Origin of the sequence: Labrenzia sp. THAF191a (genome assembly GCF_009363335.1) — a bacterium.
GTDB lineage: Bacteria > Pseudomonadota > Alphaproteobacteria > Rhizobiales > Stappiaceae > Roseibium > Roseibium algicola.
Map to the genome: position 1 here is coordinate 4,753,375 of NZ_CP045333.1, position 26,813 is coordinate 4,780,187.

Sequence of the window (26,813 nt, forward strand, 5' to 3'; positions counted from 1 at the left end):
ATCCCCGCGAGCTCCATTCTCCCGGCGCTGACTACGGCTGTTTCCGAAGCGTATATCTCAACCGAAATGTGCGTCCAGAGGCGTCAATGTCATGGCCAACAGCTTGCCGAACTTGCGGGCGGCCATCGGTCGACCGAAATGATAGCCCTGGACGACTTCACAACGGCAGCTGGCAAGAAATGCTTGCTGCTTCGCGGTTTCCACGCCCTCAGCCACGACACAAAGCCCAAGTTCCCGCCCGAGGGAAATGATGGCCTTTGCGATACACCGGTCGCTTTCGTCGAAATCCAGATCACTGATGAAGCTGCGGTCGATCTTGAGCCTTGTCAGCGGAAAGCTTTTCAGCGCGGCAAGACTTGAATATCCGGTGCCGAAATCATCTATGGCGAGCTTCACGCCCAGCCGGCGGAAATCGTCCATCAGTCCAACGGCCTGATCCGCATTCTTGATCAACAGGCTTTCGGTCAGCTCCAGCTCAAGGTAGGTCGCGGCAAGTCCGGTTTCCTCGAGTGCATCGCGAACATCCGAAATCAAACCGTCGTCCCGGAACTGGCGGGCGGAAACATTGACGCCAACCGTAATCGGCATCAGTCCGCTTTCCTGCCATTCCTTGTTCTGCCGGCAGGCTTCGCGTGTCACCCATCTGCCCAGAGGCACGATAAGGCCGCTTTCTTCCGCCAGCGTGATGAACTCGCCCGGCATCATGCGACCAAGTGCCGGATGTTGCCAGCGCACCAGCGCTTCCGCACCTACGATACGGCCGCTGACCAGATTGTATTGCGGCTGGTATTCCAGGAAAAACTCGCCGTTCTCGATGCCGGTTCGCATTTCCTCCAGAAGTGTCAGCTTGTTGACCGAACGTTCCGGACGGGTCTGTTCATAGATCTTGAAACTGTCACGACCTGCGGACTTTGCTTCGAACATCGCCTTGTCGGCATTCCGTAAAAGCTGTGCCGCACTGTCGGCATCCTGCGGGTAACAGGCAGCACCAATGCTGCAGGTAACATGGAACGACAGGTCATCGATCTGGATCGTTTTGGTGATCTCGTCCCGGAGCCTTGCCATGAATTCGTTGAGGGCGGCTTTCTCTGCCGTGTCTCGGTCGACAATCAGGACAAATTCGTCCCCCCCGAAGCGGATGGCCTGATGTGCACCGTCGTGGACGGACATGATCCGTTCCGCGACGATCATCAGCACCTGGTCGCCAATCGCATGTCCGAAGCTGTCGTTGACGAACTTGAAATTGTCGAGATCGACAAAAACGACGGCAACAGGCACGCCGGTCCTGTCACTTTCGGACACCTTTTCTTCCAGCTTGGTCTTGAACTCCTGCCGGTTGGGCAGGCCTGTCAGGACGTCATGATTGGCCAGATAGCGGATCTTGCGTTCGGCACGGTCACGCTCGACCGCTACGGACGCAAGCCGGGCAGCTTCCAGTGCAAGCTTCAGCTCGTGATCCGTCGGGCTGCGCGTTGATTTTGTGTAGAGCCCAAACGTGCCCAGAACCTTGCTGTCCTTGCCGAAAAACGGCACCGACCAGCATGACCGCAATTCGAAAGGAGCAACAAGGTCGCGTACATCCTCCCACAGTCGGTCCTTCTGGATATCTTCGACGATGACACTCTCGCGGCGGAACACAGCGGTTCCGCATGAACCCATTTTCGGGCTCACAGGTATACCGTCGGTGATGTCCAGGTATTCTTGCGGCAGGTTGGGACCGACAGTCGCCAGAAGATGCTCGCCTGTGTCATCCACAAGCATGATCGACCCCATAACTCCATCGAGCTGGTCCTCAATGGTCAACACGAGTGTCGTCAACACCTCGTTCACGGGTCTGCCCGCGGCAATTTCCTGAAGGACCTTGTTCTGCCCCTGCTGCAGCAGTAACGCCCGTTTGCGCTCGGTGATGTCCCGCGAGAGGCCAACAATGCCGACGACTTCACCCTTGCTGTTTGTGACCGGGTACTTGGACGAAGAGAACCATTTCCGCTTGCCGTTCGCCAGAATTGACGGCTCCTCGAAATCGATACGCGGAATATTCGAGGCCATTATCTCCTGTTCGATGGCATGGAACTTGGACCCGGTCTCCTCCGGATGCAGCTCCAGATCGGTCTTGCCGATCAATTGCGAAGCGTCATCGAGACCGACATCAAGCGCGACCTGCAAGTTCGCCATGACAAAGCGCGAGCTGCGGTCCTTCACATAGAGATAATCGGAAACCTCGTTAAGCAGTGTATGAAGCCAGTCGCCGCTGAGGCGAAGTTCGTCACTTCTTGACAGCTTCGTGATGTGGTTAAGCCGATCCAGCTCGGAGGCCAGGGACGAGACTATTTCGCTATTCTCCGCGTCCCCTTCATCCTGGCTTGTTTGTAAGACCATGCTCCAGTCCAATTGATTGGATTTATCACTCTCAAGTATTTGGCCATCTTTGCCGATTTCAAACTAAAAAACAATGAACTGAACAGAATGTAGGCCTTTTTACTCATTAGCGATTTGTTATTCATCAAACGAACTAGCCCATCCGGGCAAGCGCATTGAAACTACACCAAAATCTCTAGGAGAGATCGATTCAAATACTTAGTGATACCTGGCCTTGGCCTAGGTATTTTTCACGATCTTTACTGTTGCTTGCGACAGAATGTTGTTTGCCAAGTCCCCATTTCGCCGGGTAAGATTGCCGGATATCCGAAAGGCCGGCTTCAGCATATGCAAACCACGCAACGTCACCCGAGCCCCCTTGCCCGTCCGGCATTGAAAGATGCAAACGGCCTGAGAGCTCCCGTTCTTCTGCCCAAAGCAGCGACCGGCAAGCCAGCGCCTGCCCTGGCAACTTTCATGAAGATACTCGCACCTGGCATGTTGACCGGTGCCTTGTGGACGCAAGCCTGGCTTGGTGTCTGGGGCGCACTTCTGCTCGCTTTTGCGGTTCTGGCAGGCGTGATCGCTGTACCCAGGCTTGTCGGTGAGACCGGCAAGGCCACCAGTTGGGCCAAACGCGTGAGCTTTGGAGAAAAGATCTGGCTCAACAGATTGTTCCTCCCCGTTCCCGCCACCGACAGTGCCCGGATAACAACGCTTTATCTCGTATTCTGGATGGGTGGGCTGATTGCGTTGCTCGGCGGCTTCCTGTCGTCGCCAATCCTGTCACTGACAGGTCTGGCCGTTGCGTATGCGGCCCAATTCGTCAGCTTCGGCAAGTTGATCCAGCTTTACCAGACCATGAAGGACAAAACCCCGCTCTACCGGTTCTGGACTGCTGTTCCGCACAACGACAACCTTCCCGGGAAGGCAGCGCGCAGCAAACACGGCTGATTTCCTTTGAGTGTCGTCCTGAAGCGGGTCGCTGTTCAGTCAGCTGTGCTCAACTCCAGACTCACGATGGCGACCAGACCAAGTGCGGCAAGCGCAACTTGCTGCTCCTGAACCGCGATCTTGCTGCGCAAATCCGGCTCGTGAATGTCGAGCACCCAATCCCTGCCTGTCACGAATCTCTTCAAACCTGACAGCAAACCGGCTTTCTTGCCCTCTGCCTGATCCCGATGTTTGCGGACCAGCGTCCCCGCTGGATTACCGTCTGCCAACAGCAACAGAGCTTCCGTGTCGCCACCAAGCATCGTGCGGACGGCTTGTTTGGCGACACTGTCAGGATTGGTAAGGCTGAACTGAACATTGCCTCCTGGGACTTCCAGTTGCCAGCCCTGCTTCAAAGATCCCAGTCCCCCGATTTGTCCGATGCTGACGTCGGCACCGGTCCTCAGTTCCCAGCTGCCAGTACCGGACCTGGATCTGCACTCGAGTGCCCAGGCAGTCTGTGAGCCGATGCGGATGCTTGTGACGCCTCTCATGTGTGGCTTGTCCAGTTCGAACACCATGGCAGGTGCTTCCTCCAGACTTTGCCCGGCGCCAAACACCCTGAACTGCCTGGCGACACCGGGCGGCAGCGGCATGCTGCCCGGCGTTTTGACAAATCGGAAGCTGAGGATCGTTTCCATGTTGCCCCCTATTCTGGCCTCAGCCTTCCTGTTTGCGCTTTTCAGCAAGCAGGCCAATGTAGGTCAGCGCGACGCTAGCGCCGGCAATCGAGGTGATATCGGCATGGTCATAAGCCGGTGCGACTTCGACAACATCACCACCGACGAAGTTCAATGACCCCAGCCCACGCAGGATCGACAATGCCTCGCGAGAGGACAGGCCGCCGGAAACAGGCGTACCGGTACCGGGAGCAAACGCCGGATCAAGGCAATCGATGTCGAATGTCATATAGGCCGGGCCGTTGCCCACCCGGGCCTTGATCCTGTCGATCACACCGCCGATACCCAATTCGTCCATCTCATAGCCATGAATGATTTCCAGCCCGCAAGTTTCTGGGGCATGGGTACGGATGCCGATCTGGATCGAACGGTCCGGGTCGACAAGGCCTTCTCGCACGGCGCGTCCGGTGAAAGTGCCGTGGTCGATCCGGTCGCCTTCATCGTTCCAGGTGTCCTGATGGGCATCGAATTGCACCAGAGCGAGCGGACCATGTTTGGCCACATGCGCCTTGAGAAGCGGATAGGTGACGAAATGATCGCCACCGATGGAAAACAGATGCGCTCCGGAAGCCAGAATATCCGAAGCCTGAGACTGGATGTGTCCGGGAATATCGGCGTTGCGGCCATAGTCGAAAACACAGTCGCCGTAGTCCACGCAGGCAAGAACCTCGAAAGGGTCCATTTCGAACGGATATTGCGGGTCGCCGTCGAAAATGGCGGATGCGCGGCGCACCCCCTGAGGACCGAACCGAGCCCCCGGACGATTGGAAACAGACGCATCAAACGGGATGCCCCAAACCGCCAGGTCAATCCCGGTCAGATCGCGACTATAGCGGCGACGCATGAAGGACAGCGCGCCTGCATAGGTCGGTTCATGCGAACCGCCCTTGACCGATTTACCCAGAAATGCGTTGTCGGTTTCCCGCGGCAATTCTGCTGACATGACAATTTCCTTGAAGTCTGGTGTGGCAGGATTTTTGCGCCGCTCCGGATCAAGCGGCACGGACTGCCGGGTGTGTCATTTACCGGACACCCGAGGACGGTAATTCAGGTTTTACCAGTGATGGATCGTCCCGCCAATCCCGAGCCCCAAGGTCTGCTACGGAGTGTTGAGCCAGCACTTGTCCCCCGTGTCTTTGGTGCTGTTCCGGTTCCGCTTCTTGTCAACCGTCGGGATATGTCGAAAGATCGGGTCGCCCACCTCTCCGTGCAAAGGAAGGATCACAGCCATGAGCGACAGCGGCCATCACGACCATGCCGACGGCAGTGCGCACGGCCATTCTCACGACCATGATCATGGTCAAGGGCATGACCATGATCACACCCCTGAAGTGACGGACAAGAACGCGCGCGCTGTTGCATGGGCAGGTCTTTTGATCGCTGCCTTCATGTTTGCGGAGCTGATCGGTGGCTGGCTTTCAGGTTCTCTGGCTCTGATGGCGGACGCCGTCCACATGGTTACGGATGCCGCATCACTTGGGTTGGCCTGGTGGGCCTTTCAGCAATCCAAGAAACCTGCAGATGCCCGGCTGACATATGGCCGCGACCGGTTGCCGGTGCTGATTGCCTTCGCCAATTCCATATTCCTGCTGGTCGTGACAGGCTGGATCTGCGTGGAAGCTGCCGGGCGCTTCATGGAGCCGGAGACCGTGCTTGCAGGCCCGATGTTCATCATTGCCGTTATCGGCCTTCTGGTGAATATCGGCGCCTTTTTCATTCTGCAGCGTGGCGGAGACGGATCGCTCAACATGCGCTCTGCGATCCTGCACGTGCTTGGCGATCTTCTCGGCTCCGTTGCGGCCATCGCGGCCGCTATCGTGATCTATTTCACGGGTTGGTATCCGATTGACCCGATCCTGTCGGTTTTCGTCGCTGTGCTGATTGTTCGTTCTGCGGTCGCCGTGATGCGCCAGTCCGCGCATATCCTGCTGGAAGGTGCACCGGCAGACATCGACAGGGACACCCTGAAAACCGATCTGCTGAATGAAGTCCCTGGCCTCGCCGACGTTTATCACATCCATCTCTGGTCGCTGGCCGAAGGCAAGGTGAATGCCACCATGCATGCCATCTTGAAACCGGAAGACAGTCCGGATGCCGTTTTGCAGCAGATCCGCGAGCGGTTGAAGACAAGGCATGGCATCGGCCACGTGACGATCGAGGTAACTGAAGGCTCCTGAGTTTCTGAGCCCCCCGACCCGATCATTGCCGCTCATTTGAAGTCCCCGATTGTTTACGCGAGATTATCTCTTGCCGGTTAGCCTGAAGTCAGGATGGCTGGCTATGACAGAAATTCGGCGCAGGATCCGGCACCAACGGCCTGGAACGCCAGAAACGAAAACACCGCACCTCCGGAAGGTGTGGCCACCATTTTCACGTTTTATGCCTGCCTTGCCATTCTCGCCACACTGGCAGCCCTGGGTGGAGCGCTATTTTCCCTGACAGGATCCGGGCAATAAGGTCGGCTTGCCTCACACTCATATTTTGTCCTCAGGATTGTTTCCCGTCTTTCTCAGGATTTCGCGGCGATCCACGGGATACCAACACGGGACCGTTGTCGCCTTGCGCCCCCAGGACTAAAACGAGGAACAAACTGGCAATTGCCGGTCCATCTCCATGAGGAATTCCTGCCGTGGCAGACATGACCCCGAAGATCCTGCGCGGCAGGCTGCTTTCTTTCTCCGCCGCCCCCAATGGGCCGGATGACACGGACGCCTACAGCTATATCGAGGACGGTGCCCTTCTGCTTCGTGGCGGCAAGATTGCTGCTTGCGGCGAGTTTGCGGACGTTGCGGCCTCCGCCGATGAAGGAACGGCCATCATCGATCATCGGCCACATCTGATCCTGCCCGGCTTCATCGACACCCATATACATTTCCCCCAAGCACAGGTGATTGCGTCCTGGGCGGACCAATTGCTGGACTGGCTGAACGACTACACGTTCCCGACAGAAATGAAGTTTGCGGACAAGGCTCATGGGGAACGGATCGCCAAGGCCTTTTATGACGCGCTTGTTGCCCATGGCACCACCACGGCCTCCGCCTATTGTTCCAGCCATCCCGCCTCGGTCGACGCCTATTTCGAGGAGGCGGAACGGCGCGGCATGTTGATGCTGGGTGGCAAGACGATGATGGACCGGAACGCGCCTGCCGACCTTTGCGACACTGCTCAAAGCGCCTATGACGACAGCAAGGCTTTGCTGAAAAAATGGAATGGACGCGGACGGGCGCATTATGTCGTCACCCCGCGCTTTGCAATCACGTCGACACCCGGGCAGCTTGAAGCTGCCGGAACTTTGTTGGGGGAATATCCGGACTGCCATTTGCAGACCCACATCAACGAAAACCGCAACGAAATCGCCTACACGCTGGAGCTCTACCCGGAAGCGGCGGACTATCTTGGCGTTTACGAAGGGTTTGGCCTGCTCGGCCGAAAGACCTTGCTCGGTCACTGCATACATATGAACGACCGGGAACTTGGCGTCATGCGGGAAACCGGCTCCGTTGCCGTTTTCTGCCCGACGTCAAACCTGTTCCTTGGCAGCGGTCTCTTCAACAAGGCCGGGTTGGAGCAGGCTGGCGTCCGCACGGCCATCGCCACCGACGTTGGCGGCGGCACAAACTATTCCATGCTGCGCACGCTCGATGAAGGCTACAAGGTTCTGCAGCTCCAGCGTCAGCGGCTGCATCCGCTTGCCTGTTTCCACTGGATAACGCTTGGCAATGCCGAAGCGCTTTCACTGCAAGACAGGATCGGCACCCTGGAGCCGGGCACGGATGCAGATCTGGTCGTGCTCGATGCACGCGCGACCCAACCGATGGCCTTGCGGATGGAGACTGCCGAAAGTCTCTCGGAAGAACTTTTCGTGCTGCAAACCCTTGGCGACGATCGTGCAGTCGTTGAAACCTACGCTGCAGGACAGGCCTTGAAGTCCTGACACTTTGCCGGGGCAAGCCTACATGCCCCGGCTTATGGCCGCCTCAGCCTGCGTGCCTTGCCCGGAACGGGCGAAACAGCAACAAGCTGAATCCGGCAGCGGAAAACAGGAACAGCGCCAGCGCCGTTCCACGGTAGACGGCGGCAAAACCGAAGTCCTGAATGGGCATGGTCAGGAGTAGCGGCGAGACGACCTGGCCCAGAAACATCGCCGTTGTCACGATGCCCGAAACACTACCACGGCGTTCTTCCGGAGCCACTTGCAAGGCGAGCAGCAAGAACGACGGTTGAACCAGCGAATAGCCCGCTCCGACCAGAGCGGCACCGCCGAGGATGAGCGGCCAGAGGGCGTCTATCGAAAGAATGGCGAACCCCAGCCCCATCAACACAAAGCCGATGCCAAAAGACGCAGACAGGCCGACAAGGGAGCTGATCCTCTTGTAGGCAATCGCAACCAGGCCTCCGGTCAGTGTCAATGCACCTAGCCCCATTGCCGTTCCAGAAGCGCTATCGATGCCGTTTTCATCCAGATAATACGGCAACTGGCTGGGCATAAGGAAAAAGAACATGACGGTGACCATGGTCAACAGGCCAACAGCCAGTGCGGGAACAAGCCATCCTTTTTGCGGGGCAAGGTCTGCATTTGCGGCTTTGTTGGCCGCACTCTCGCGACGAGTGGTTCTTTCCTGTTGCAGGATCGGCAGCAACAGCGGCACCAGCAGAACAGGCAACAAATAGACCAGGAACGGCAAACGTGGAGACAGACCTGCAAGCCAGCCGGCAAAGCCGATGAACAGGAAACCACTGAAGTTGATCGCCGCCGTCTGCCATCCCATAAAGGCACTTCGGCGCTGACCGGAAAACAGGTCCCCAACCAGCGCAACCTGCGCAGTCATCGTCATGGCGACCGCAACACCCAGCAAAAGACGACTCACCAGGATCGACTGCAGGTCTGGCAGGTAGGCTCCAGCGCTACCGGCAAAGGCAAACAGAAGAACACCAGCCAGCAGTAGCGGACCTCTTCCGAACCTGTCTGCCGCCAGCCCGGCGAACGGTGCGATCAGAACAACGGACAGCGACGGCGCTGCGACCAGGAAGCGGGTCAGATAGGCCGCCGCGGGTTCATCCGGAAAGCTTGCCTCGAGCGCGGGAAGCGCCGGGCTGATGGTCGCATTCGCCATGATTTTCAAGGTTGCCGTCATCAGCAGCGCGATTGCTGCCGTTTCCAGCCAGAGCGGTCGACCTGTTGATCGAGGTTGAGAAGACATAATGGATTTTCCTTGCCTTTTGAAAGCCAGGAGCACAGTCTACAAATTCAAGTCGACTTGAGGTCAATAGATGAAATTAATGGATATTTCCGAAGTATCGAAGCAAACAGGCATCGCTGCATCGGCCATTCGCCACTACGAGGAAAAGGGTTTGATCACGTCCGTCGGTCGCCGGGGGCTGAAGCGCCTGTTCGGACCGGAGGTGCTGGACCAGCTTGCCCTGATCACGCTTGGCAAGACGGGCGGCTTTTCGCTGGAAGAGATCAAGTCAATGTTCGGCTCCGACGGCCGCCCCGCCCTCTCACGGCCAGGCCTTCACATGAGAGCAGATGAACTCGACAGGCAAATCCACACGCTGGAAGCACTTCGCGACATGATCCGTCACGTCGCCGACTGTCCTGCACCGTCACACATGGAATGCCCGAAGTTCCAGCAGCTGATCCGTATCAGTGGCCGGAGAAGCCGAAGTGAGCGCGTCACACACAAGTTGCCTCCGGTCAAACCGGGTCGAATGTGATTGTCCTGCTACCTTCTTGAAAAGAACAGGATGACCTGACGCGCCTGACGCTGAAAGAGCCCCGGTTCTCTCGGTTTCTCATGATGCTGTTCGACGGAGCGAATGACACCACGCACGATGAGGATGGCAGCGACACCGAACAAGACGCCTCCGGCTGCCTGACCGATCAGGACACCAGGCGCTCCGTAAAGTGCTCCGCCGATCCAGACGAAGGGAATCGTACCAACCGTGTGCCGTCCCCAGTTGAGCATGGTTGAATAGAACGGCCGACCCAGATTGTTGAAGCAGGCGTTCGCGACAAAGATGGCACCGTTGAAAAAGAAGGCCAGCGCCAAGGGACCGCAGAAAAGGAAAATCAGGGCCAGGGCAACGCCTTCGGCTTCGAACAGATGCGCGATCGGTTCACGGAGCATGAATAGAACCAGCGCGGCCAGGCCGACCACAAGTGCCGTAAACAGAAGCGCTTCGCGCAACGTGTCACGCACCCGGTCGAACCGTCCCGCCCCATAGTTCTGCCCCACGATGGGTCCCACGGCTCCAGACAACGCAAAGATGGTTGCAAAGGCGAGAGGCGACATTCTCGCGACAACCGCCATGCCGGCCACGGCCTCTTCACCAAATTCGGCCATTGACCGGGTTACCCAGGCCTGCCCCACCGGTGTTGCGAGTTGGGTGAGAATTGCTGGACAAGCAATCGCGGCAATTGGCGACATGTCCCTAAAAAGGGCCTTCGGGCGCGGCAATGTCAGGCCGCCGTGGTAGCGGAAGATCGGTAACAGCGCGAATACGGCAATAGCGACGCGGGACGCTGCGCTGGCTATTGCTGCCCCTGTCAGTTCCAGGTCGAAGCCGAAGATCAAAATCGGATCCAGCACTGCATTCACCAGCCCGCCGACAATGGTCGACATCATCGCCCACCGGGCATCGCCATGCGCTCTCAGAACGGCTCCGCCTGCCATGCCGAGCAACAGGAGAGGCAACGTCGGAACGATGATTGCCAGGTAATGAATCGCGAGATCATGGGTTCGACCGGTTGCGCCGATCAACGTGACAAGCGGCCCCAGCGAAACCCAGACGGCCAGTGCAAAGACCGCGCTGAAAAGGAAACCCGCTGTAAGAGCATTTGAAGCCTGTTGCCGTGCCTCCTCTTTGTCCCCTGCCCCCAGCGCCCTGGCCACCAGCGCACCGGCGGCAATGGCAACACCAATGTTGAACGAGGTGGTGAAGAAAAGGATCGCACCGGCATATCCGACTGCCGCGGCCAGTTCCGCCTTGCCCAGCATGGAAATGAAGATCATGTCGACAAAATCGACAGCAAAGATCGCCATCAGACCGATAGACGCGGTCAGGGACATCACGGTCACATGGCGAAACAGACTTCCAGACAGAAATTTTGCCTGGGTTGCAGATGCCTGATCTTTCACATTCGAACTCAGCGGATTGTCCTCGTCATGCGTGGCTGCAAACGTGCCAAAGCCCTAGCAGGCATTGATGCCAACAAAAAACCCGCCGGATCGCTCCGGCGGGTTTTTCGAACTGGTAACTTCCAGATCCAGCGATTAACGCTTGGAGAACTGGAACGACCGGCGTGCCTTGCGCTTACCGAACTTCTTACGTTCAACAACGCGGCTGTCGCGGGTCAGGAAGCCGTTCTTCTTCAGAACCGCACGCAGTTCCGGCTCATAGTGGGTCAGAGCCTTGGACAGGCCGTGACGCACAGCGCCAGCCTGACCGGAAAGACCACCACCGGTAACCGTTGCGATAACGTCGTACTGGCCTGCACGGTCGGTCAGCATGATCGGCTGCTGAAGGATCATCTGAAGAACCGGGCGAGCGAAATACTCGGTGTAGTCCTTCTTGTTGATCACGATCTTGCCGGTGCCCGGCTTGATCCAGACGCGGGCAATAGCATCTTTACGCTTGCCGGTTGCATATGCACGGCCATTGGCGTCCAGCTTCTGGACATGGACCGGAGCTTCGGGGGCAGCGGTTTCGACCGCACCGCCCAGTTCTTCCAGGGATTGCAGCTCAGCCATCGTTAAGCCCTCTTGCCATCATTCTTTGCGTTGAGGCCCTTGACGTCGACGAGTTCCGGCGACTGAGCTTCATGCGGGTGGGTCGGACCAGCGTAGACCTTGAGGTTCTTCAGCTGCTTGTTGGACAGAGGACCGCCCGGCATCATGCGCTGAACGGCTTTTTCCAGGACGCGCTCCGGGAAACGACCTTCGAGGATTGCACGTGCTGTGCGCTCCTTGATGCCGCCCGGGTGGCCGGTGTGCCAGTAGTACTTCTTGTTGTCGTACTTGCGGCCGGTGAACACAACCTTGTCGGCATTGATGACGATGACGTTGTCACCGGTGTCAATGTGAGGCGTGAAGGTCGGCAGATGCTTGCCACGCAGGTGATTGGCGATGAATGCGGCGAGACGGCCGACAACCATTCCTTCTGCGTCGATCAAGATCCACTTTTTCTCGACCTCAGCCGGCTTGGCAGAGAAGGTCTTCATGAGATTGATCCGTACTGGTCGGTTAAAGAAAAGGCCCGCGCGGCCTGTATCAAGCCAGCGAACGGACCGAAATTTCGTTCGGAGGCGCTTATACGCTCACCCAGAATAAGCGTCAAGCACGATATTTTCGACAGCTCTCTTATTTCTTTATATTTTTCAATGACTTAAAAAAACGGTATTATAATACCGCAAATTAGAACCCATAAATCGGTGCCAAACCTGGTCAGATGCTGATCATCCGGACAACGGTGATGCTTGCATTCCCCGTATCGGCCAATGTCTATCGCCCCAACCAGATCAGGAAAAATGGCCAAAAGCTTCCCGATCTGACTAGATTCGAACAGTTGGCCGGCCCAATGAACCGGGCCTCCATTTCTGCAGTCCCGAAGGAGAAACTCGTAATGCCGTAAGGCGCGGCAGGCAATCAGCCTGACATCGAGGCCGCAAGTCCGGATACTATCAGCGGGGAGGAACGGAATAGGTCGCTGTGGCATGAGCCACGAGTTCTTCCTGTCCATCACCTGCAATTTCGCAATCGACAACGGCAAGTCGCTTGCCGAGTTTCAACAGGCGGCACGTGGCGAGAAGATCTCCTGCCTCAGGTTTCCGCAGAAAGTTGATGTTGAGATTTGTGGTCACGGCAAGCGCAACCGGGCCAATATGAGCCAGGATCACGACATAGGCGGCCAGGTCCGCAAGCGCCATCATGGAAGGACCGGAGACTGTGCCCCCCGGGCGCAGGTGCAGCTCGTTGGCGGAAAGGCGCAGGACCGCTTTCCCGGGTGAGACGCTGTCGATTGCATAAACACGACCACCTGCATGGATTTGCGGAAATTCCTTGTCCAGCATTTCCATGATTTCGGTCTCGGTCATAACCGGTGTCATGTAGCCTCCCCTACCACTTTCTTTTTCAACCCATAATCTGATTTCAACTTACGTTCACGTCAATTCGTTTCTTGGGCAAAAGCGGATCCAGACACACAAGGGCCTCACTTCAGTCCTCTGTCAGGCTTTCGTTTTTCAGATAATGAGGGTCTTCAATTGATCAGACTGATTGCAACCTTGTGCAAAGTATTTTCCGCTCGCAGCCTTCGCCCCTTGCCGTCGCTTGTTGCGGCTGTCTCGATGATGACGTTCCCCGGTATCGCCCTGGCCGACGTCAAACATTACCTCTACACCAGTGCAGGCGCGTTTTCCGAGACACGTGAACTATTGCATAATCCAGCGATTTCCGGCGTTCAGATCCTCTACAACTGGCGAATGCTGGAACCGGAAAAAGGTCGTTATGACTTTTCCGCAATCGAGCGGGACCTCGCTGTAGCCCAAAAATTCGACAAGGCGTTTTTTCTTCAACTTCAGGACCGCTTCTTCTGGGAAGGTGCTCGCTTTGTGCCGGACTATTTGCTGAAGGATCCGCTCTATGCAGGCGGCCTTGCCCGACAGGTGGACGACAGTGAAGCCGAAACCCCGACACCAGAAGGCTGGGTAGCCGTTCAATGGAACGAAGCGGTTCGCACCCGTTACCAGGCTCTATTGACCGCCCTTGCGGACCAGTTCGATGGCCGCATCGAAGGCCTCAACCTGCCGGAAAGCTCGATCGACGTTGACAGACGCAAGGACGAGACGGGCTTCAGTTGCGACGCCTATTTCAACGCGACATTGGAAAACATGGTCCATGCGCGCATTGCGTTCCAGGCATCCCATGTCGTTCAATACGTCAACTTCTGGCCATGCGAGTGGGAAAACAGTGAAGGCTACATGGAGCGCAGCTTCGACAAGGCAGCCGAACTCGGAATCGGTCTGGGCGGTCCCGATATCGTTCCGCATCGAAAGGCACAGATGAAGAATTCCTACCCCTTCTTTCACCAGTTCAAGGACAAATTGCCGGTGATTGCGATGGCGATCCAGGAGCCCACTTTGGAGTACATCAATCCGGAAACGGGCAAGACCTTTGCCCGATCGGAATTTATCAAGTTTGCCACCGATTATCTTGGCGTTGACATCATCTTCTGGAGTGCGTCAGCCCCCTGGCTGCAATAAGCGCCATTCCCGCACGAAGTGGGCTTTCGCAGATCGGAGGCACTATTCTGCTGGCTGTGTCTTTTCGGCGCGGCGTTTTTCGATGGCGTAAATTCCCCGATCCCAGAGCCAGACCGCCAGTCTGCCCAGGCCAATACCGGTTCGCATCTGAAACTCCTCGAAGTGAAACCGGCTGGCTCTCAGGCCTTTCAGCACGAGACTGCTCTTCAGTGTCTTGCGAAGGGGCGCAGGCCCGCAAAAGAAGACATGGGCATTGCGTAAGTCGCCCTTCAGGTCTTCGACAATCCGTTCGGGTGTCAGCCTGACGCCTTCAAGCGAATTGACGATTATCAGCTCAAGCTTGCCGGTTTCTTCGGCCAATTGCTGAAGGTCAACCACATATGGAATGTCGCCACGCTCGCGCACACAATAGTAGAGCTTTACCGGCCCACTCTCCCGGTGTTTCAGGCTCTGCGCAAACGCAAGGAAGGGAGTTATTCCGACACCGGCGGCAACCCACACCTGAGGGTCCCGTCCAGACGGCATCGAGAAATTGCCATAAGGACCGGAAACCATAGCCTCCATACCTTCCTTCAGTTCGCGGTACAGGCGGCTGGTGTAGTCGCCGAGATCCTTGATCGTGAATCGCAGCGACCTGTCATCGCGTGGCGCGGCACTGAGCGTAAACGGATGTTCCTCCGTCAAGCCTCCTCCCTTTACCGAAAGGAACGCGAACTGTCCGGCCACATGTTTCAGCCCTCGCCCCCTGGGCTCCAGGAGCACTTCCGTCAGGCCATTGATGTGACGAACGGAGGCAACCTTGTAGGCGTGGCCACGTGGTGCCAACGGCCGCAGAACTGACATCCAGACATAGGAAACAAGGCCGAGCACACAGAACGCAGAAACGTAAAGCCCGAGCGGGTCTGCGTTCGCGAACGGCTTTTCAATGAAGAAGTAGTGGAATACTCCCATGAAAAAGAAGACGCCGATCAACCGATGGCTCCATTTCCACAAGTGGTAGGGAATGAAGGTGATGACGGATGCCAGCACCAGGATCAGAAGACCGTAAAGGCTCACCTCACCTATGTCTTCAGCAGCATCGGCCAGCGGTCCGCCACGCAAACCGTCCATATCCGCATCGATGATGTCGTGCAGTCCCAGGCCCACCATCGCGATGATACCCAGCCATTTGTGCAAAACGTAGATCCGGTCGAGCGGCCCGAACACCAGTTCCAGCCCCGGCACGCGCGTCGCCAGGAATTGGTTGATCCCCATCACGATCAATGCAGCGGTTCCAAGATACTGGCTGAAAAGCGCCACCGGATCTCGCGACGCAGCCATCGGGGCGAACCAGAAAAGAGGGATCAGGGCAGCGAGAGCAATCAGTGCAAGTCCAACAGGGCGCAAAACATGTGTCCGTTTCTGGCTTCAGGCTCGAAGCGGTTCCGTTAGCTTGCGGATCGGACGGCGCGCAGTTCCTGCTCAAGCATCATCGCGACTTGCCGCCCATCCACAAAACGATCGGGATGCGTTAGAGGGCTTACGTGACAGCTGCAACACTGTTGCAGGACTTTCGACGAAAAAAAGGCGCCGATTGGCGCCTTTTTAAAACCCTGACTTGTGGCTTGAGCGCAAGATCTAGCTGCGCCTGCGCCCCCTGCGCCGACCGGAACCCGAACCGTCGTTTTCTGCGCGGGCGGCATCAGCTTCCTTGTTCGGAGGCGAAACAAGCGGACCGATTTCGGTGATCACCTCGTTCAGTGTCGGCCGGGCACCCGCCTTGTGGGCATCCAAGGCTGCGCGCATTGCAGCCAGATGGATCGGCGACGTACCGCAGCAGCCACCGACAATACGCGCACCTGCATCAAGGGCCATATGTGCGTATTTTGCCATCAGCTCCGGCGTTCCGGTGTAGACCACTTCATCGCCCTTGATCTGAGGGATGCCGCAGTTGGCTTTCGCCACGATTATCGCATCAGGATAGGCTTCGGTGATGTCCATGATCGCTGCCAGCAGATCCGACGCACCGACACCGCAATTGGACCCGATCGCGACGGGCGTGCAGGCAAACTGGCTCTGAAGGTCGCCAAGCCCCTTGGGTGAAAGACCCATCATCGACTTGCCGGCTGTATCGAAACTGGCAGTAATGACCAATGGCAAGTCGAAATTCTGCGCTGCTTCAGCGGCGGCCTTCATTTCTTCGACGGCTGACATGGTTTCGACCCACAAAATGTCGGCACCACCTTCAACAAGGCCTTCCATCTGTTCCTTGAAGGCTGCAACACCCTCTTCATAGCTGAGTGCGCCAAGGGGCTGGAAAAGTTCGCCGGTCGGTCCGACGGAACCTCCGATCAGAACCGTCCGTCCGGAAGCTTCGGCCACATCGCGCGCCAGCTTGACGGCGGCAATGTTGAGTTCCCTGACGCGATCCTCCGCCTTGTGCAACTTCAGCCGATGACGATTGCAGCCGAAGGTATTGGTCAGAATGATGTCGGATCCCGCATCGACAAACGACTTGTGAAGCGCAGTGATCTTTTCCGGTTCGTCCGTGTTCCATAATTCCGGAGCGTCACCGGAAACGAGACCCATTTCGAACAGGTTCGTTCCGGTTGCACCATCGGCAAGCAACGCCCCTTTCTGGGCAAGGAGCTCTTCCAGCTTGGACATTCAGCAGTCTTTCGTCTTGTTGGTGTCGTCTTCGCCCGTTTTCAGGCCTGTTTCTGCAATAGCAGACCGCACCGGGAAATCCATGTGCGCAAATTATCTTCTACGAAGCCCTGGCCTGCGCGGTTAGGCGTAAAGGCGGTCTTTCTGTACGGCAAGGTGACCTCGACCTTCGCTTGGTCGCCAATTCCGAAACCACTTTTCACTGTGCGAAGTCAATGGACTTTCCGGCGAAAATGAAGCAACAAAGCGCCATGACGCTTTTACGGTATTGTGCGACGGTTATGGAGCCGGGTTGTCAGGGCTCCTGATAAAGACTACGCGCAACCAAAATCATCTTGGGAGCATAAGATGTCAGACGCCGCCCCATCTGGCCGTCGAGGAAGAAGCGCCCGCCGCGAGCGCCGGCAAGCCGGACCTGCCAGCCTGGCCATTCCCTACATTTCGCGCAACATTCCGAACTTCGACATTTTGAGCGACGAAGGTGCGGAACGGATCGAAGCCAATACCGACCGCATTCTCGCTGAAATCGGCCTTGAATTCCGTGAGGACCCCGAAGTTATCGGTATCTGGAAAGAAGCCGGTGCAGAAGTCGACGGCGAACGTGTCCGCTTTCCAAAGGGCATGCTTCAGGAGCTGGTAAAGACGGCCCCTTCCCAATTTACCCAGCATGCCCGCAACCCTGCGCGCAACGTTGAAATCGGCGGCAACAATCTTGTCTTTGCTCCTGTCTACGGCCCCCCCTTCGTCACAGATCTCGACAAGGGCCGGCGGTATGGCACGATCGAGGACTTCCGCAACTTCGTGAAGCTCGCCTACATGTCGCCGTGGATGCATCATTCCGGCGGCACCGTCTGTGAGCCTGTCGACCTTCCGGTCAACAAGCGGCACTTCGATATGGTCTATTCCCATATCAAGTATTCCGACAAGCCGTTCATGGGATCGGTCACCGCACCGGAACGCGCCGAAGATTCCGTGAAGATGGCGCAGATCACCTTCGGTGAGGACTTCGTCGATCAGAACTGCGTCATGATCCAGCTGATCAACGCCAATTCACCTCTGGTCTTCGACGCCACCATGCTTGGTGCCCTCAAGGTTTACGCCAAGCACAATCAGGCTTGTATCGTTTCGCCGTTTATCCTGGCAGGCGCCATGAGCCCGGTAACCGTTGCCGGTACGCTGTCGCAGGTGCTGGCCGAGGCTCTGGCCGGCTGCGCCCTGACCCAGTTGATTCGTCCCGGTGCCCCGGTCGTTTTCGGTGCCTTCGTCAGTTCGATCTCCATGCAGTCCGGTGCCCCGACTTTCGGCAGCCCGGAAGGCTCCCTGCTTCTCAACGGGGCAGCAAAACTCGCCCGCAGGCTCAACCTGCCGTTCCGTTCAGGTGGCTCGTTCACCGCATCCAAGAGCCCGGATGCGCAATCTGCGCAGGAATCCGCGCAGACCATTCTGGCCACCTTGCAATCAGGTGTGAATTTCTGCCTTCACGCAGCTGGCTGGCTGGAAGGCGGATTGTGCTCTTCCTACGAAAAGTTCGTCATGGATGCCGACCAGCTCGGCATGATGCATGTACTTGCCAAGGGCATCGAAATCTCTGATGAAACTCTGGCGATGGACGCGCTTCAGGAAGTCGGTCCTGGTGGCCATTTCCTCGGTGCCGCACACACGCAGCGCAATTTCGAGAGCGCTTTCTTCAGGTCCTCGATCGCCGACAATAACTCCTACGAGCAATGGCTCGCAGACGGGCAACTGGATGCCGCACAACGTGCCAATGCCCGCTGGAAGGAACAATTGGCGGGTTACACGGGCCCGGAACTAGACCCGGGCATCGATGAAGCGCTGCTGGCTTTTATGACCGAACGCAAGGCCTCTTTCCCGGACAGCAACGTCTGATCCGCAGCCGAACACCAAAAAAACGCCCCGCCATCGTGTGGGGCGTTTGTTTTTCAAGAGATTTTCAAAATCTGTTCTTGCAACGCATCGACGCTTCTTAAGAACACTCAGAAGAAATACGATTTTTTATGTATCTAGCCTTTTCCAGCATTTCTCCATGGGATAAAGGTTGCCAAACCCTGCGTTTGCAAGGTAGCTGGAAACGCTGTTTGGCATGGGATAAGCTTACGCATGGCAGCACTGAGACTGGGTCGCGCCGGTCTGCGATTTATCTCGAGGGAGCATACGGAAATGACTGTTTATAAACTGTAAGTTTTCTTATGAAAATCAATAGCTTGACTGTACCCAACTAATAAAAACAGGTTGTTCTGTGGCGTCGCTTACATCAAATATCGATATTCTTGGTTATTCTACCCGCCTCCCCGGCGCCAACGATTCTGCCGAATTCTGGTCATTGCTGAAAAACGGCGAATGCGCCGTTACGTCTGTCTCCAAAGACCGCTGGCCGCTGGCCCGCTTCGGACACCCGGTCCAAAGCACGTCAGGAAAGACCTACACCTGGGCTGCCGGACAGCTGGATGATGTGTGGGGATTTGACCCCTCTTTTTTTGGTGTTTCTCCGCGTGAAGCCGTGCAGATGGATCCGCAGCAGCGGCTGCTGCTGCAACTGGTCTGGGAAGCTCTGGAACACGCCAATATCCGCCCCAGTGACCTGGCCGGCTCGAACACCGGCGTTTATGTAGGTGCGTCGTCTCTCGATTACCACCATCGCTTCCTGGTCGATCCGGCCATGGCCGACATGCAGTTCATGACCGGCAACACGCTTTCGATCGTTTCCAACCGCATTTCCTACATCTACGACCTCAGAGGCCCCAGCTTCACGGTCGACACCGCCTGCTCCTCTTCCATCGTCGCACTGCACGAAGCGGTTTCCGCCATCGAGTCCGGCCAGATCGATACCGCGATCGTCTGCGGCGTCAGTCTTCTGCTCAGCCCGTTTGCCTTTGTCGGCTTCTCCCGCGCCACAATGCTGTCGCCGACCGGCCTCTGCCAGGCATTCGACGCCAATGGCGATGGGTACGTGCGCTCCGAAGGCGGTGCTGTGGTCGTTTTGCGCGCCGCGCGTGCAGGCGTTCCGGAAGGTGCAAAGAGCCACGGCAAGCTGCTTGCAACCGGCATCAATGCCGACGGTCGCACTGTTGGCCTGTCGCTTCCGTCCCCGTATGCACAAGCAGACCTCTTACGTGAAATTTACGAAGGCCTGGAAATCAATCCGACGGATCTTGCCTTCGTCGAGGCCCACGGCACCGGTACGCGCGTTGGCGACCCTGCAGAAGCTGACGCGCTTGGCAAGGTTATTGGCCAGAAACGCGACAAGGCGCTGCCCATCGGATCCGTCAAGACCAACGTCGGACACCTTGAGCCTGTTTCCGGTTTGGTCGGACTTCTGAAATCCGTAATGGCGCTGCGAGAAGACCTCCTGCCGCAGTCGCTGCACTTCAGAAATCCCAACCCGGATATTCCGTTTGACGAGCTGAACCTCAAGGTTGCCGGTGAAGCCGTTTCCCTGGAGCGCAATGGCACCCGCAGACTTGCAGGGGTCAATTCCTTCGGTTTCGGTGGCACGAACGCTCACGCCGTCATAGGCGATCCCGATCCCGAAACCGCCGAAGCCTCGACAGCACCGGTTGACGCGCCGCTGGTCATTAGTGCCCGGTCCAAGGAAGCCCTGCAGCAACTAGCCGGCAAGTTCGCCGAACGTCTCGACAACGAGGCGGAGGAAACAGCCGGTAATGTGATTGCCTCGAGTGCCCACGGCCGCGATCTGCTTTCAGAGCGACTTGTTGTTCTCGGCAAGACCAAGGCGGAAAAACTCGACGCGCTGCGTTCATTCGCAGAGAACGGCGATGAAAACGCAGATGTCGTATCAGGCAGTGTCATCAAGTCGAACGCGAAGGTCGGGTTTGTCTTTTCCGGAAACGGGTCTCAGTGGGCCGGTATGGGCCAGGAAGCCTATCAGGCCGATACGGCATTCCGGACCGCCTTTGACAAGGTCGACAAGATCTTCATGGGTCTGAGTGGATGGTCACTCGTCACAACGCTTTTTGCAGAAGACCTTGAAGCAGATCTTGAGCGCTCCGAAATCGCGCAGCCGCTTCTGTTTGCAATACAGGTCGGCATTGTGGAATCGCTGCGCCAGCGCGGCATTACCGCTGCCGGGACCGCAGGCCATTCGGTCGGTGAAGTTGCCGCAGCCTGGTGTGCAGGCGCCCTGAATCTCGAACAAGCAGTCCGCGTCATTCGCGCCCGTTCCAGCGAACAGGAAGTCGTCAGGGATCTCGGGTCCATGGCTGCCTTGCTTCTGCCGGCAGATCAGGCAGTTGCCGCCATCGCAGAAAGCGGACTGCCGAGACTTGAACTCGCTGCCGACAACAGCCCGCGAAGCGTCACAATTTCCGGCGACAGCGAAAGTCTGGATGCCTTTGCGAAGTTTGCCCGCAAGAAAAAGTGGGCCATGCGGCGCCTGAACCTGGCGTATCCGTTCCACAGCGCTCTGGTTGACCCGATCGAAAAGCCTCTTCTTGCTGCATTGGATGGTCTATCGCCGACAGACGTGTCGCTTCCCTTCTATTCGACGGTTACGCCGGATGAACGCGATGTCCGCGTCGATGCAGAATACTGGTGGCACAACGTTCGTCAGCCAGTCCGGTTTGCTGCCGCCATGGAAAACATGGCAGCAGATGATTTCTCTGTCCTGATCGAGATCGGTCCCAAGCCTGTTCTCGGCACCTATGTGAACGACGTCCTGCGGGCCAAAGGCAAGAAGGCCAAGGTTCTTGAAACGCTCAAGGAACCTTCCAAGAAAGCAGCTGCCGCAGCAGGCAACCCGCTTGACAGGATTGCCGCATCCGTTGTGGCACATGGTGGCCAGACCGACCTGATCCGGTTTGTCGGCGAACGCCCGGGGCATCTGGTTCCGCTTCCGTCCTACCCCTGGCAGAACTCCGAGTATCGCCCGGAAAACAGCCCTGAACGCGTCGATTTCATGTTCGGCCAGACCTGGCCGCTGCTGGGATACCGTCTGCGTCAGGATACTGCCGAGTGGTTCAACCACATCGACAGTGGTTCCCTGCCCTTCCTGCAGGATCACAAGGTCGAGGAAAGCATCGTCTATCCGGCCGCGGGCTATATCGAGATGAGCCTGCGCGCCGCGCTCCGGTGGAGCCGGAGCGACCAGATCGAACTGCGCGACTTCGACATTCTTCGCCCGTTGGTGATCGAAGGCGATGAAGTCTGGGAAACCCAGGTCCGTATCTCGCCTGACGATCATGTGGTCGAGATCCTGTCGCGACCGCGCCTGTCCGACAACGACTGGTCCTTGAATGCCCGGGGAACATTCCTGACGCCTTCGACGACTTCCAGAACCCCGTGGGTGAAACCCGGTGATAGCGTTCTGTCGGAACTCGATCACGAAACGCTTTACACGGTCACCAAGAGCTTTGGTCTGAATTACGGTCCGGCTTTCCGCCGTGCTGATAAAGTGGTCAAGCACTCGAATACCAGCGCGACCGTTACGCTGTTGCCGCAGGACGAGAGCCTCGCGGATTACTCGTTCTCGCTCTGCCCGACTTTGGTGGATGCCGGCTTCCATGGCCTGTTCGCGCTCCTGGACGGTGTCGAGGATGTTCCGCAAAACACATCCTTCCTGCCGATCCGCCTTGGCACCTTGCGTCTTCTGGCACCGGAAACCCTGCCGGCTTCCGTGCGTATCGAAGTCACAAAGGCGTCTCCGCGCTCGATCGAAGCAAGCTTCGAGTTCCTGGATGCCGACGGCCTGACGATCGCCCGCTTGACCAAGACCCGGTTCAAGGCGGTTACTCTTGGACAGGACACGCGTCCCGACGATCTGGTTTACCGCCAGATTGCGACGCTTCTTCCTGCGCAGGACCGTATCTCGCCGCTTCAGGAAACCTTCGATGGATTGCCTTCATTGGCAGGCAATCTGGACCTTCTGGGCGCCGACGACCAGGAACTCGACGACAGCCGTGTTCTGATCGAAGCGCTGGGTCGCACGATTGCGCACAAGACACTTTTCGATCTATTCGCAGATCGGAAAATTGAACTGGCGTCGCTTGTCGCAGCCGGCGATTTGCATGAAACGGCAGTGCCGCTTGCAGCAAGTCTCTTTGGCTGGCTGGCCGAGAGCGGCCTGTGCACGGAAAGCGACGAAGGTTTTGAACTCACGGATCCGTCTGGCAATCCGGATGCATCGGCGCTTCTGCAAGCCCTGACCGATGGCGGAGGCGAACATATCGCCGAGGCAGCGTTGCTGGCACGACTTTGGACGGGTTTGTCCGATATTCTGAAGTTCGGCCTTCAGGAAGCTTCCGGCAAGGAATATTCTTCCAGCCTGTTCGACGCCTACCGTTCCTCCTCTCCTGGCAAGCGGGCCCTGTCGTCGGCCCTGCAGTCTGGTGTACAAAGCCTGATTACCAGCTGGCCAAGTGACCAGGCACTAAGGGTTCTTCTGGTTGGGGCGAACGGTGGTCTCGCTGCGGCGATCGATGCTGCGCTTGATCCCACCTACATGGCGCTGACCGTAACAGATGCAACGTCCTCCGCAGTTGGCAGGGGCGAGCGTCTGTGGCAGGGCAGTTCGGCGACCGAGTTTGTTGAACCAGGCGAAGCATCCTTTACCTTCGACCGGCATTTCGACATCGTGCTGTTCGATACGTCTCTTGCGGAAATCGATGCAGACACGCTGAAGCGGTTCACGAAATCCATGGTTCCAGGCGGGCTGGTGCTTGGCGCAGAACCGCTGCCTCATCCGCTCACCGACCTAATCATGGGCGTCGGCTCGTCCTGGTGGGACGAAGGCGCAACTGCCGAGTTCCCGATTTCCAGGCAACAGGCGGACTGGACCAAGACGCTGGAAGCTGCCGGTTTGGCCGAGGTCCAGACCGTACCGCTGAAGAGCACTTTGATTGAAGCCGATCTCCTGTGCGCGCGTGCGGGTGATCGCGCTGAAGAAGCAACGGACACCGACGAAGAAGCACCGGAAGCTGAAGCCGAGAAGAAAAAGTATCTTCTTCTGACCAGCTCAGAGGGCGCGTCTCACCGACTCGCCGAAGGTCTGAAGGCTTGCCTAACCCGTAAAGGTCACACAGCCACCCTTCTTGTTCCAGGTGAAGTTACCGAACAGCTCGGCGACGACATCTGGAGTGTTGCACTTGGCGACAAAGTTGATGTCCAGGTGGCGGACGAAGCGCTCAACGCGCTTGTTGCCGCACATAACGGCCGGGTCGTTCATCTGCTCGGTGCCTATGCTGCCTCTGCCGACGCTCTCGCATCTGTCGATAGTCGTGCCTTCAGCCTGATGACACTGCTCAAGGCGCTGGGACCAAACGGCGGCGAGTTCACGGTTCTGGCACCAGCCGGCGCGCAGGATATAGCCGGTGGCAAGCCAGCCGCTCCCGAGCAAGCCGGGATCTGGGCGTTTGGCCGTGTGGTCATGAACGAATACCCGGACGCGAACCTGAAGCTGATCGACGTCTCACCGGATCTGGAGCCAGGGATAGCTGCTGCACGTGTGGCCGACGAAATCCTGGTAGCCAATTGCGAACGGGAAATCGTTCTCGACAGCAAAACCCGTTCCGGTATCCGCCTTGTAAAAGGTGGCGTCCTATCAAGCGTCACGTTGCCGGAAGGCGCCAAACCCGCCATGCGGCTGGATATCCTGCGCCAAGGCTCCCTGGACCAGCTCTCCTGGCACGCCGTTGAGCGCAAGCCGCTTGAAGGCAAGGATGTGGAAATCGCCGTTGAAGCCAGCGGTCTCAATTTCCGCGATGTGATGTGGGCACTCGGCCTGTTGCCGGAAGAAGCTCTCGAAGATGGCTTTGCCGGACCGACACTCGGCATGGAGTGCTGTGGACATGTTGTGGGCTGTGGTCCGGACGTGACCCGCTTCCGACCGGGTGACAAGGTCATCACCTTCGCCCCGGCCTGCTTTGCATCTCATGTCACGGTCGACGAAAGCGGCTGTGCGCCGATGCCGAGTACGGTTTCCGCGGAAGAAGCTGCAACGATCCCGGTCACCTTCCTCACTGCCTATTATGCCCTTGTGCATCTGGCTGCTCTCTCTGAAGGGGAAACGGTCCTGATCCACGGAGGCGCCGGTGGCGTCGGCCTGGCCGCCTTGCAGATTGCCAAGTGGCGCGGTGCGAAAATCATTGCGACCGCAGGGTCCGAAGACAAGCGCAACACCCTGAAGCTGCTCGGGGCAGATGTCGTTCTGGACTCCCGAAGTCTGGCGTTCGTTGACGCCGTCATGGAAGAAACTGCCGGCGAAGGCGTCGATGTGGTTCTCAACTCGCTGTTCGGCGAAGCCATGGAACGCAGCATTGAGGTTCTGAAACCGTTCGGCCGCTTCCTGGAACTGGGCAAACGCGACTACTACGGCAACACCCGGATCGGCCTGCGTCCGTTCCGTCAGAACCTGACCTACTTTGGCATCGATGCCGACCAGCTTCTAACCCGCCAGCCAAAGCTGGCCGTCGACCTGTTCGTCAAGCTTGTCGAGCTATTCGAAGCGGGCACGCTACGTCCCTTGCCGCATCGCCTGTTCGAAGCCGCAGATGTGGTCGACGCCTTCAGACTGATGCAGCAGGCGGGCCATATCGGCAAGATCGTGATCCGCCCGCCCGCGGTTCCCGAAAACGTGCCGACCAAGCGCGAGATCTCATTTGACGGTGAGGCTGTTTACGTCGTTGCCGGTGGCTTTGGCGGCTTCGGTGCAGCATTGCTCCACCGCCTTGCCGATCATGGTGCAAAGTCGCTTGCAGTTCTCAGCCGCCGGGGCGCTTCAAGTGAAGACGCCCAGGAGGTTCTCGCGCAACTGACCAAGCGCGGCATCTCGATCAAGGGTTATGCCTGCGACATCACCAACGAAGCAGCAGTGAAGAAGGCGCTTGCAGAGATCCGGTCTGAAGGACATCAGATCAAGGGCGTGTTCCACACGGCGATGGTGCTGAATGACGTGCTGATCGCCAACATGGATCATGACGGCCTGACAAAAGTGCTGGCGCCCAAGGTCCGCGGCGCGGAACTGCTGGACAAACTGACATCCGACGATCCGCTCGATCATTTCGTGTTGTATTCGTCCGCCACGACCCTTGTCGGCAACCCTGGTCAGGCCAACTACGTCGCCGCCAACGGCTACCTGGAAGGCCTTGCACGCAAGCGCCGGGCCAAAGGCCGGCCAGGCCTTGCTGTCGCCTGGGGTGCAATCTCCGACGCCGGTTATCTGGCCCGCAACGAAGATGTCAACGAGATGCTGTCCCGCAAGCTCGGACGCCATGCCCTGACTGCCAAGGAAGCACTCGACGGCCTCATGGCCCTTATGGTGCAGCCTTCGCAGGAAAACGTTGGCCTTGCGGCGCTTGGATATGCGCGTATCGACTGGCAGGCGGCACGCAAGGATCTGGCACTGGTCGGCACACCTCTGGTCGGTCTGCTTGGCCTTGGTGACGAAGACGAAACCGGCGCGGACGGAGCGATAGACCTTGCTGCCATGCTGGAAGGCATGGATCAGGTCACTGCCGCACAGACTGTTGCCAAGCTTCTGGCCGCCGAAATCGGCAAGATCCTGCGGATTGCACCTGAAGAGATCGATCCGCACAAGCCGCTGTCGGACATCGGCATGGATTCCCTGATGGCTCTTGAACTGCGCATGAGTGCGGAACGTCAGCTCGGGATCGATATTCCATTGATGTCTCTCGCAAACGGCGCGACGTTGATCGACCTGTCCAGCCGTGTTGCAAACCGGGTTCTGGGCGAAGAAAATGCCTCCGGAATTTCGGATGAAACGCAGCAGCTCGCCAGCTTGCACGTGGATGACCAGCGTCAGGAAACGGAAGATCTTTCCGACATTGCTGCCGAAGTTGAGAACAAGAGCCGCGAACTTGGTTCCTTCCTGTAAGCGGCAT

At 57.7% G+C, this 26,813-nt stretch carries 18 protein-coding genes; 8 read left to right on the top strand and 10 right to left on the bottom strand.

Annotated features, from left to right (window positions below; translation table 11 throughout):
- Positions 1–57: 57 nt before the first annotated feature.
- A complete protein-coding gene (locus FIV05_RS21895; protein ID WP_152510959.1) occupies positions 58–2,379 on the bottom strand; it encodes an EAL domain-containing protein in 2,322 nt (773 codons plus the stop codon).
- Between the two features lie 327 nt (positions 2,380–2,706).
- Between FIV05_RS21895 and FIV05_RS21900 the strand changes: the two genes are divergently transcribed.
- On the top strand, positions 2,707–3,312 hold the full coding sequence (locus FIV05_RS21900; RefSeq protein ID WP_152510960.1) for a DUF6653 family protein: 606 nt from the start codon (positions 2,707–2,709) through the stop codon (positions 3,310–3,312).
- 35 nt (positions 3,313–3,347) lie between these two features.
- Here FIV05_RS21900 and FIV05_RS21905 read toward each other — a convergent pair whose 3' ends face one another.
- Positions 3,348–3,992, bottom strand: coding sequence for a hypothetical protein (locus FIV05_RS21905; protein ID WP_152510961.1), 645 nt, complete (start codon positions 3,990–3,992; stop codon positions 3,348–3,350).
- A gap of 19 nt (positions 3,993–4,011) precedes the next feature.
- On the bottom strand, positions 4,012–4,974 hold the full coding sequence (gene speB / locus FIV05_RS21910; RefSeq protein WP_152510962.1) for an agmatinase: 963 nt from the start codon (positions 4,972–4,974) through the stop codon (positions 4,012–4,014).
- A 286-nt stretch (positions 4,975–5,260) separates the two neighbouring features.
- Between speB and FIV05_RS21915 the strand changes: the two genes are divergently transcribed.
- The 3 genes from FIV05_RS21915 (at position 5,261) to guaD (ending at position 7,965) form a co-directional block, all read left to right on the top strand.
- Positions 5,261–6,208 (top strand): cation diffusion facilitator family transporter, encoded by a 948-nt coding sequence (locus tag FIV05_RS21915; protein ID WP_152510963.1) that lies wholly within the window; start codon positions 5,261–5,263, stop codon positions 6,206–6,208.
- A gap of 93 nt (positions 6,209–6,301) precedes the next feature.
- Positions 6,302–6,487 (top strand): hypothetical protein, encoded by a 186-nt coding sequence (locus tag FIV05_RS21920; RefSeq protein WP_152510964.1) that lies wholly within the window; start codon positions 6,302–6,304, stop codon positions 6,485–6,487.
- Between the two features lie 182 nt (positions 6,488–6,669).
- Entirely contained in the window at positions 6,670–7,965 is a 1,296-nt protein-coding gene (gene guaD / locus FIV05_RS21925) for a guanine deaminase (RefSeq protein ID WP_152512028.1), read from the top strand.
- Between the two features lie 43 nt (positions 7,966–8,008).
- On the opposite strand, the gene FIV05_RS21930 is transcribed toward guaD, so the two are convergent.
- Positions 8,009–9,232 (bottom strand): MFS transporter, encoded by a 1,224-nt coding sequence (locus tag FIV05_RS21930; protein ID WP_152510965.1) that lies wholly within the window; start codon positions 9,230–9,232, stop codon positions 8,009–8,011.
- A gap of 70 nt (positions 9,233–9,302) precedes the next feature.
- Between FIV05_RS21930 and FIV05_RS21935 the strand changes: the two genes are divergently transcribed.
- A complete protein-coding gene (locus FIV05_RS21935; RefSeq protein ID WP_051990147.1) occupies positions 9,303–9,749 on the top strand; it encodes a helix-turn-helix domain-containing protein in 447 nt (148 codons plus the stop codon).
- 8 nt (positions 9,750–9,757) lie between these two features.
- Here the strand turns inward: FIV05_RS21935 and FIV05_RS21940 are convergent, their stop codons facing one another.
- From FIV05_RS21940 to FIV05_RS21955, 4 genes are all read right to left on the bottom strand, one after another.
- Positions 9,758–11,173, bottom strand: coding sequence for an MATE family efflux transporter (locus FIV05_RS21940; protein ID WP_209009740.1), 1,416 nt, complete (start codon positions 11,171–11,173; stop codon positions 9,758–9,760).
- Positions 11,174–11,308: 135 nt separating this feature from the next.
- Positions 11,309–11,785, bottom strand: a complete 477-nt coding sequence (gene rpsI / locus FIV05_RS21945) for a 30S ribosomal protein S9 (RefSeq protein ID WP_022999426.1) — start codon at positions 11,783–11,785, stop codon at positions 11,309–11,311.
- 2 nt (positions 11,786–11,787) lie between these two features.
- Positions 11,788–12,255 (bottom strand): 50S ribosomal protein L13, encoded by a 468-nt coding sequence (gene rplM / locus FIV05_RS21950; protein WP_006935155.1) that lies wholly within the window; start codon positions 12,253–12,255, stop codon positions 11,788–11,790.
- Positions 12,256–12,714: 459 nt separating this feature from the next.
- Positions 12,715–13,140 carry a PaaI family thioesterase gene (locus FIV05_RS21955; protein ID WP_152510966.1) on the bottom strand — a complete coding sequence of 142 codons (426 nt, stop codon included), beginning with the start codon at positions 13,138–13,140 and terminating at the stop codon, positions 12,715–12,717.
- A gap of 156 nt (positions 13,141–13,296) precedes the next feature.
- Between FIV05_RS21955 and FIV05_RS21960 the strand changes: the two genes are divergently transcribed.
- Positions 13,297–14,295: a hypothetical protein gene (locus FIV05_RS21960; protein WP_152510967.1), complete on the top strand. Its 999-nt coding sequence runs from the start codon at positions 13,297–13,299 to the stop codon at positions 14,293–14,295.
- A 42-nt stretch (positions 14,296–14,337) separates the two neighbouring features.
- Here FIV05_RS21960 and FIV05_RS21965 read toward each other — a convergent pair whose 3' ends face one another.
- Both FIV05_RS21965 and bmt read right to left on the bottom strand, forming a co-directional pair.
- Entirely contained in the window at positions 14,338–15,615 is a 1,278-nt protein-coding gene (locus FIV05_RS21965) for a ferredoxin reductase family protein (protein WP_152512534.1), read from the bottom strand.
- Positions 15,616–15,912: 297 nt separating this feature from the next.
- Positions 15,913–16,941 carry a betaine--homocysteine S-methyltransferase gene (gene bmt, locus FIV05_RS21970; RefSeq protein WP_152510969.1) on the bottom strand — a complete coding sequence of 343 codons (1,029 nt, stop codon included), beginning with the start codon at positions 16,939–16,941 and terminating at the stop codon, positions 15,913–15,915.
- A gap of 348 nt (positions 16,942–17,289) precedes the next feature.
- Here bmt and FIV05_RS21975 point away from each other — a divergent pair, with 348 nt between their 5' ends.
- Together FIV05_RS21975 and FIV05_RS21980 are read left to right on the top strand one after the other, a co-directional pair.
- Positions 17,290–18,828 carry a trimethylamine methyltransferase family protein gene (locus FIV05_RS21975; protein ID WP_152510970.1) on the top strand — a complete coding sequence of 513 codons (1,539 nt, stop codon included), beginning with the start codon at positions 17,290–17,292 and terminating at the stop codon, positions 18,826–18,828.
- Positions 18,829–19,198: 370 nt separating this feature from the next.
- On the top strand, positions 19,199–26,806 hold the full coding sequence (locus FIV05_RS21980; RefSeq protein WP_209009741.1) for a type I polyketide synthase: 7,608 nt from the start codon (positions 19,199–19,201) through the stop codon (positions 26,804–26,806).
- The last annotated feature ends 7 nt before the right edge of the window (positions 26,807–26,813 follow it).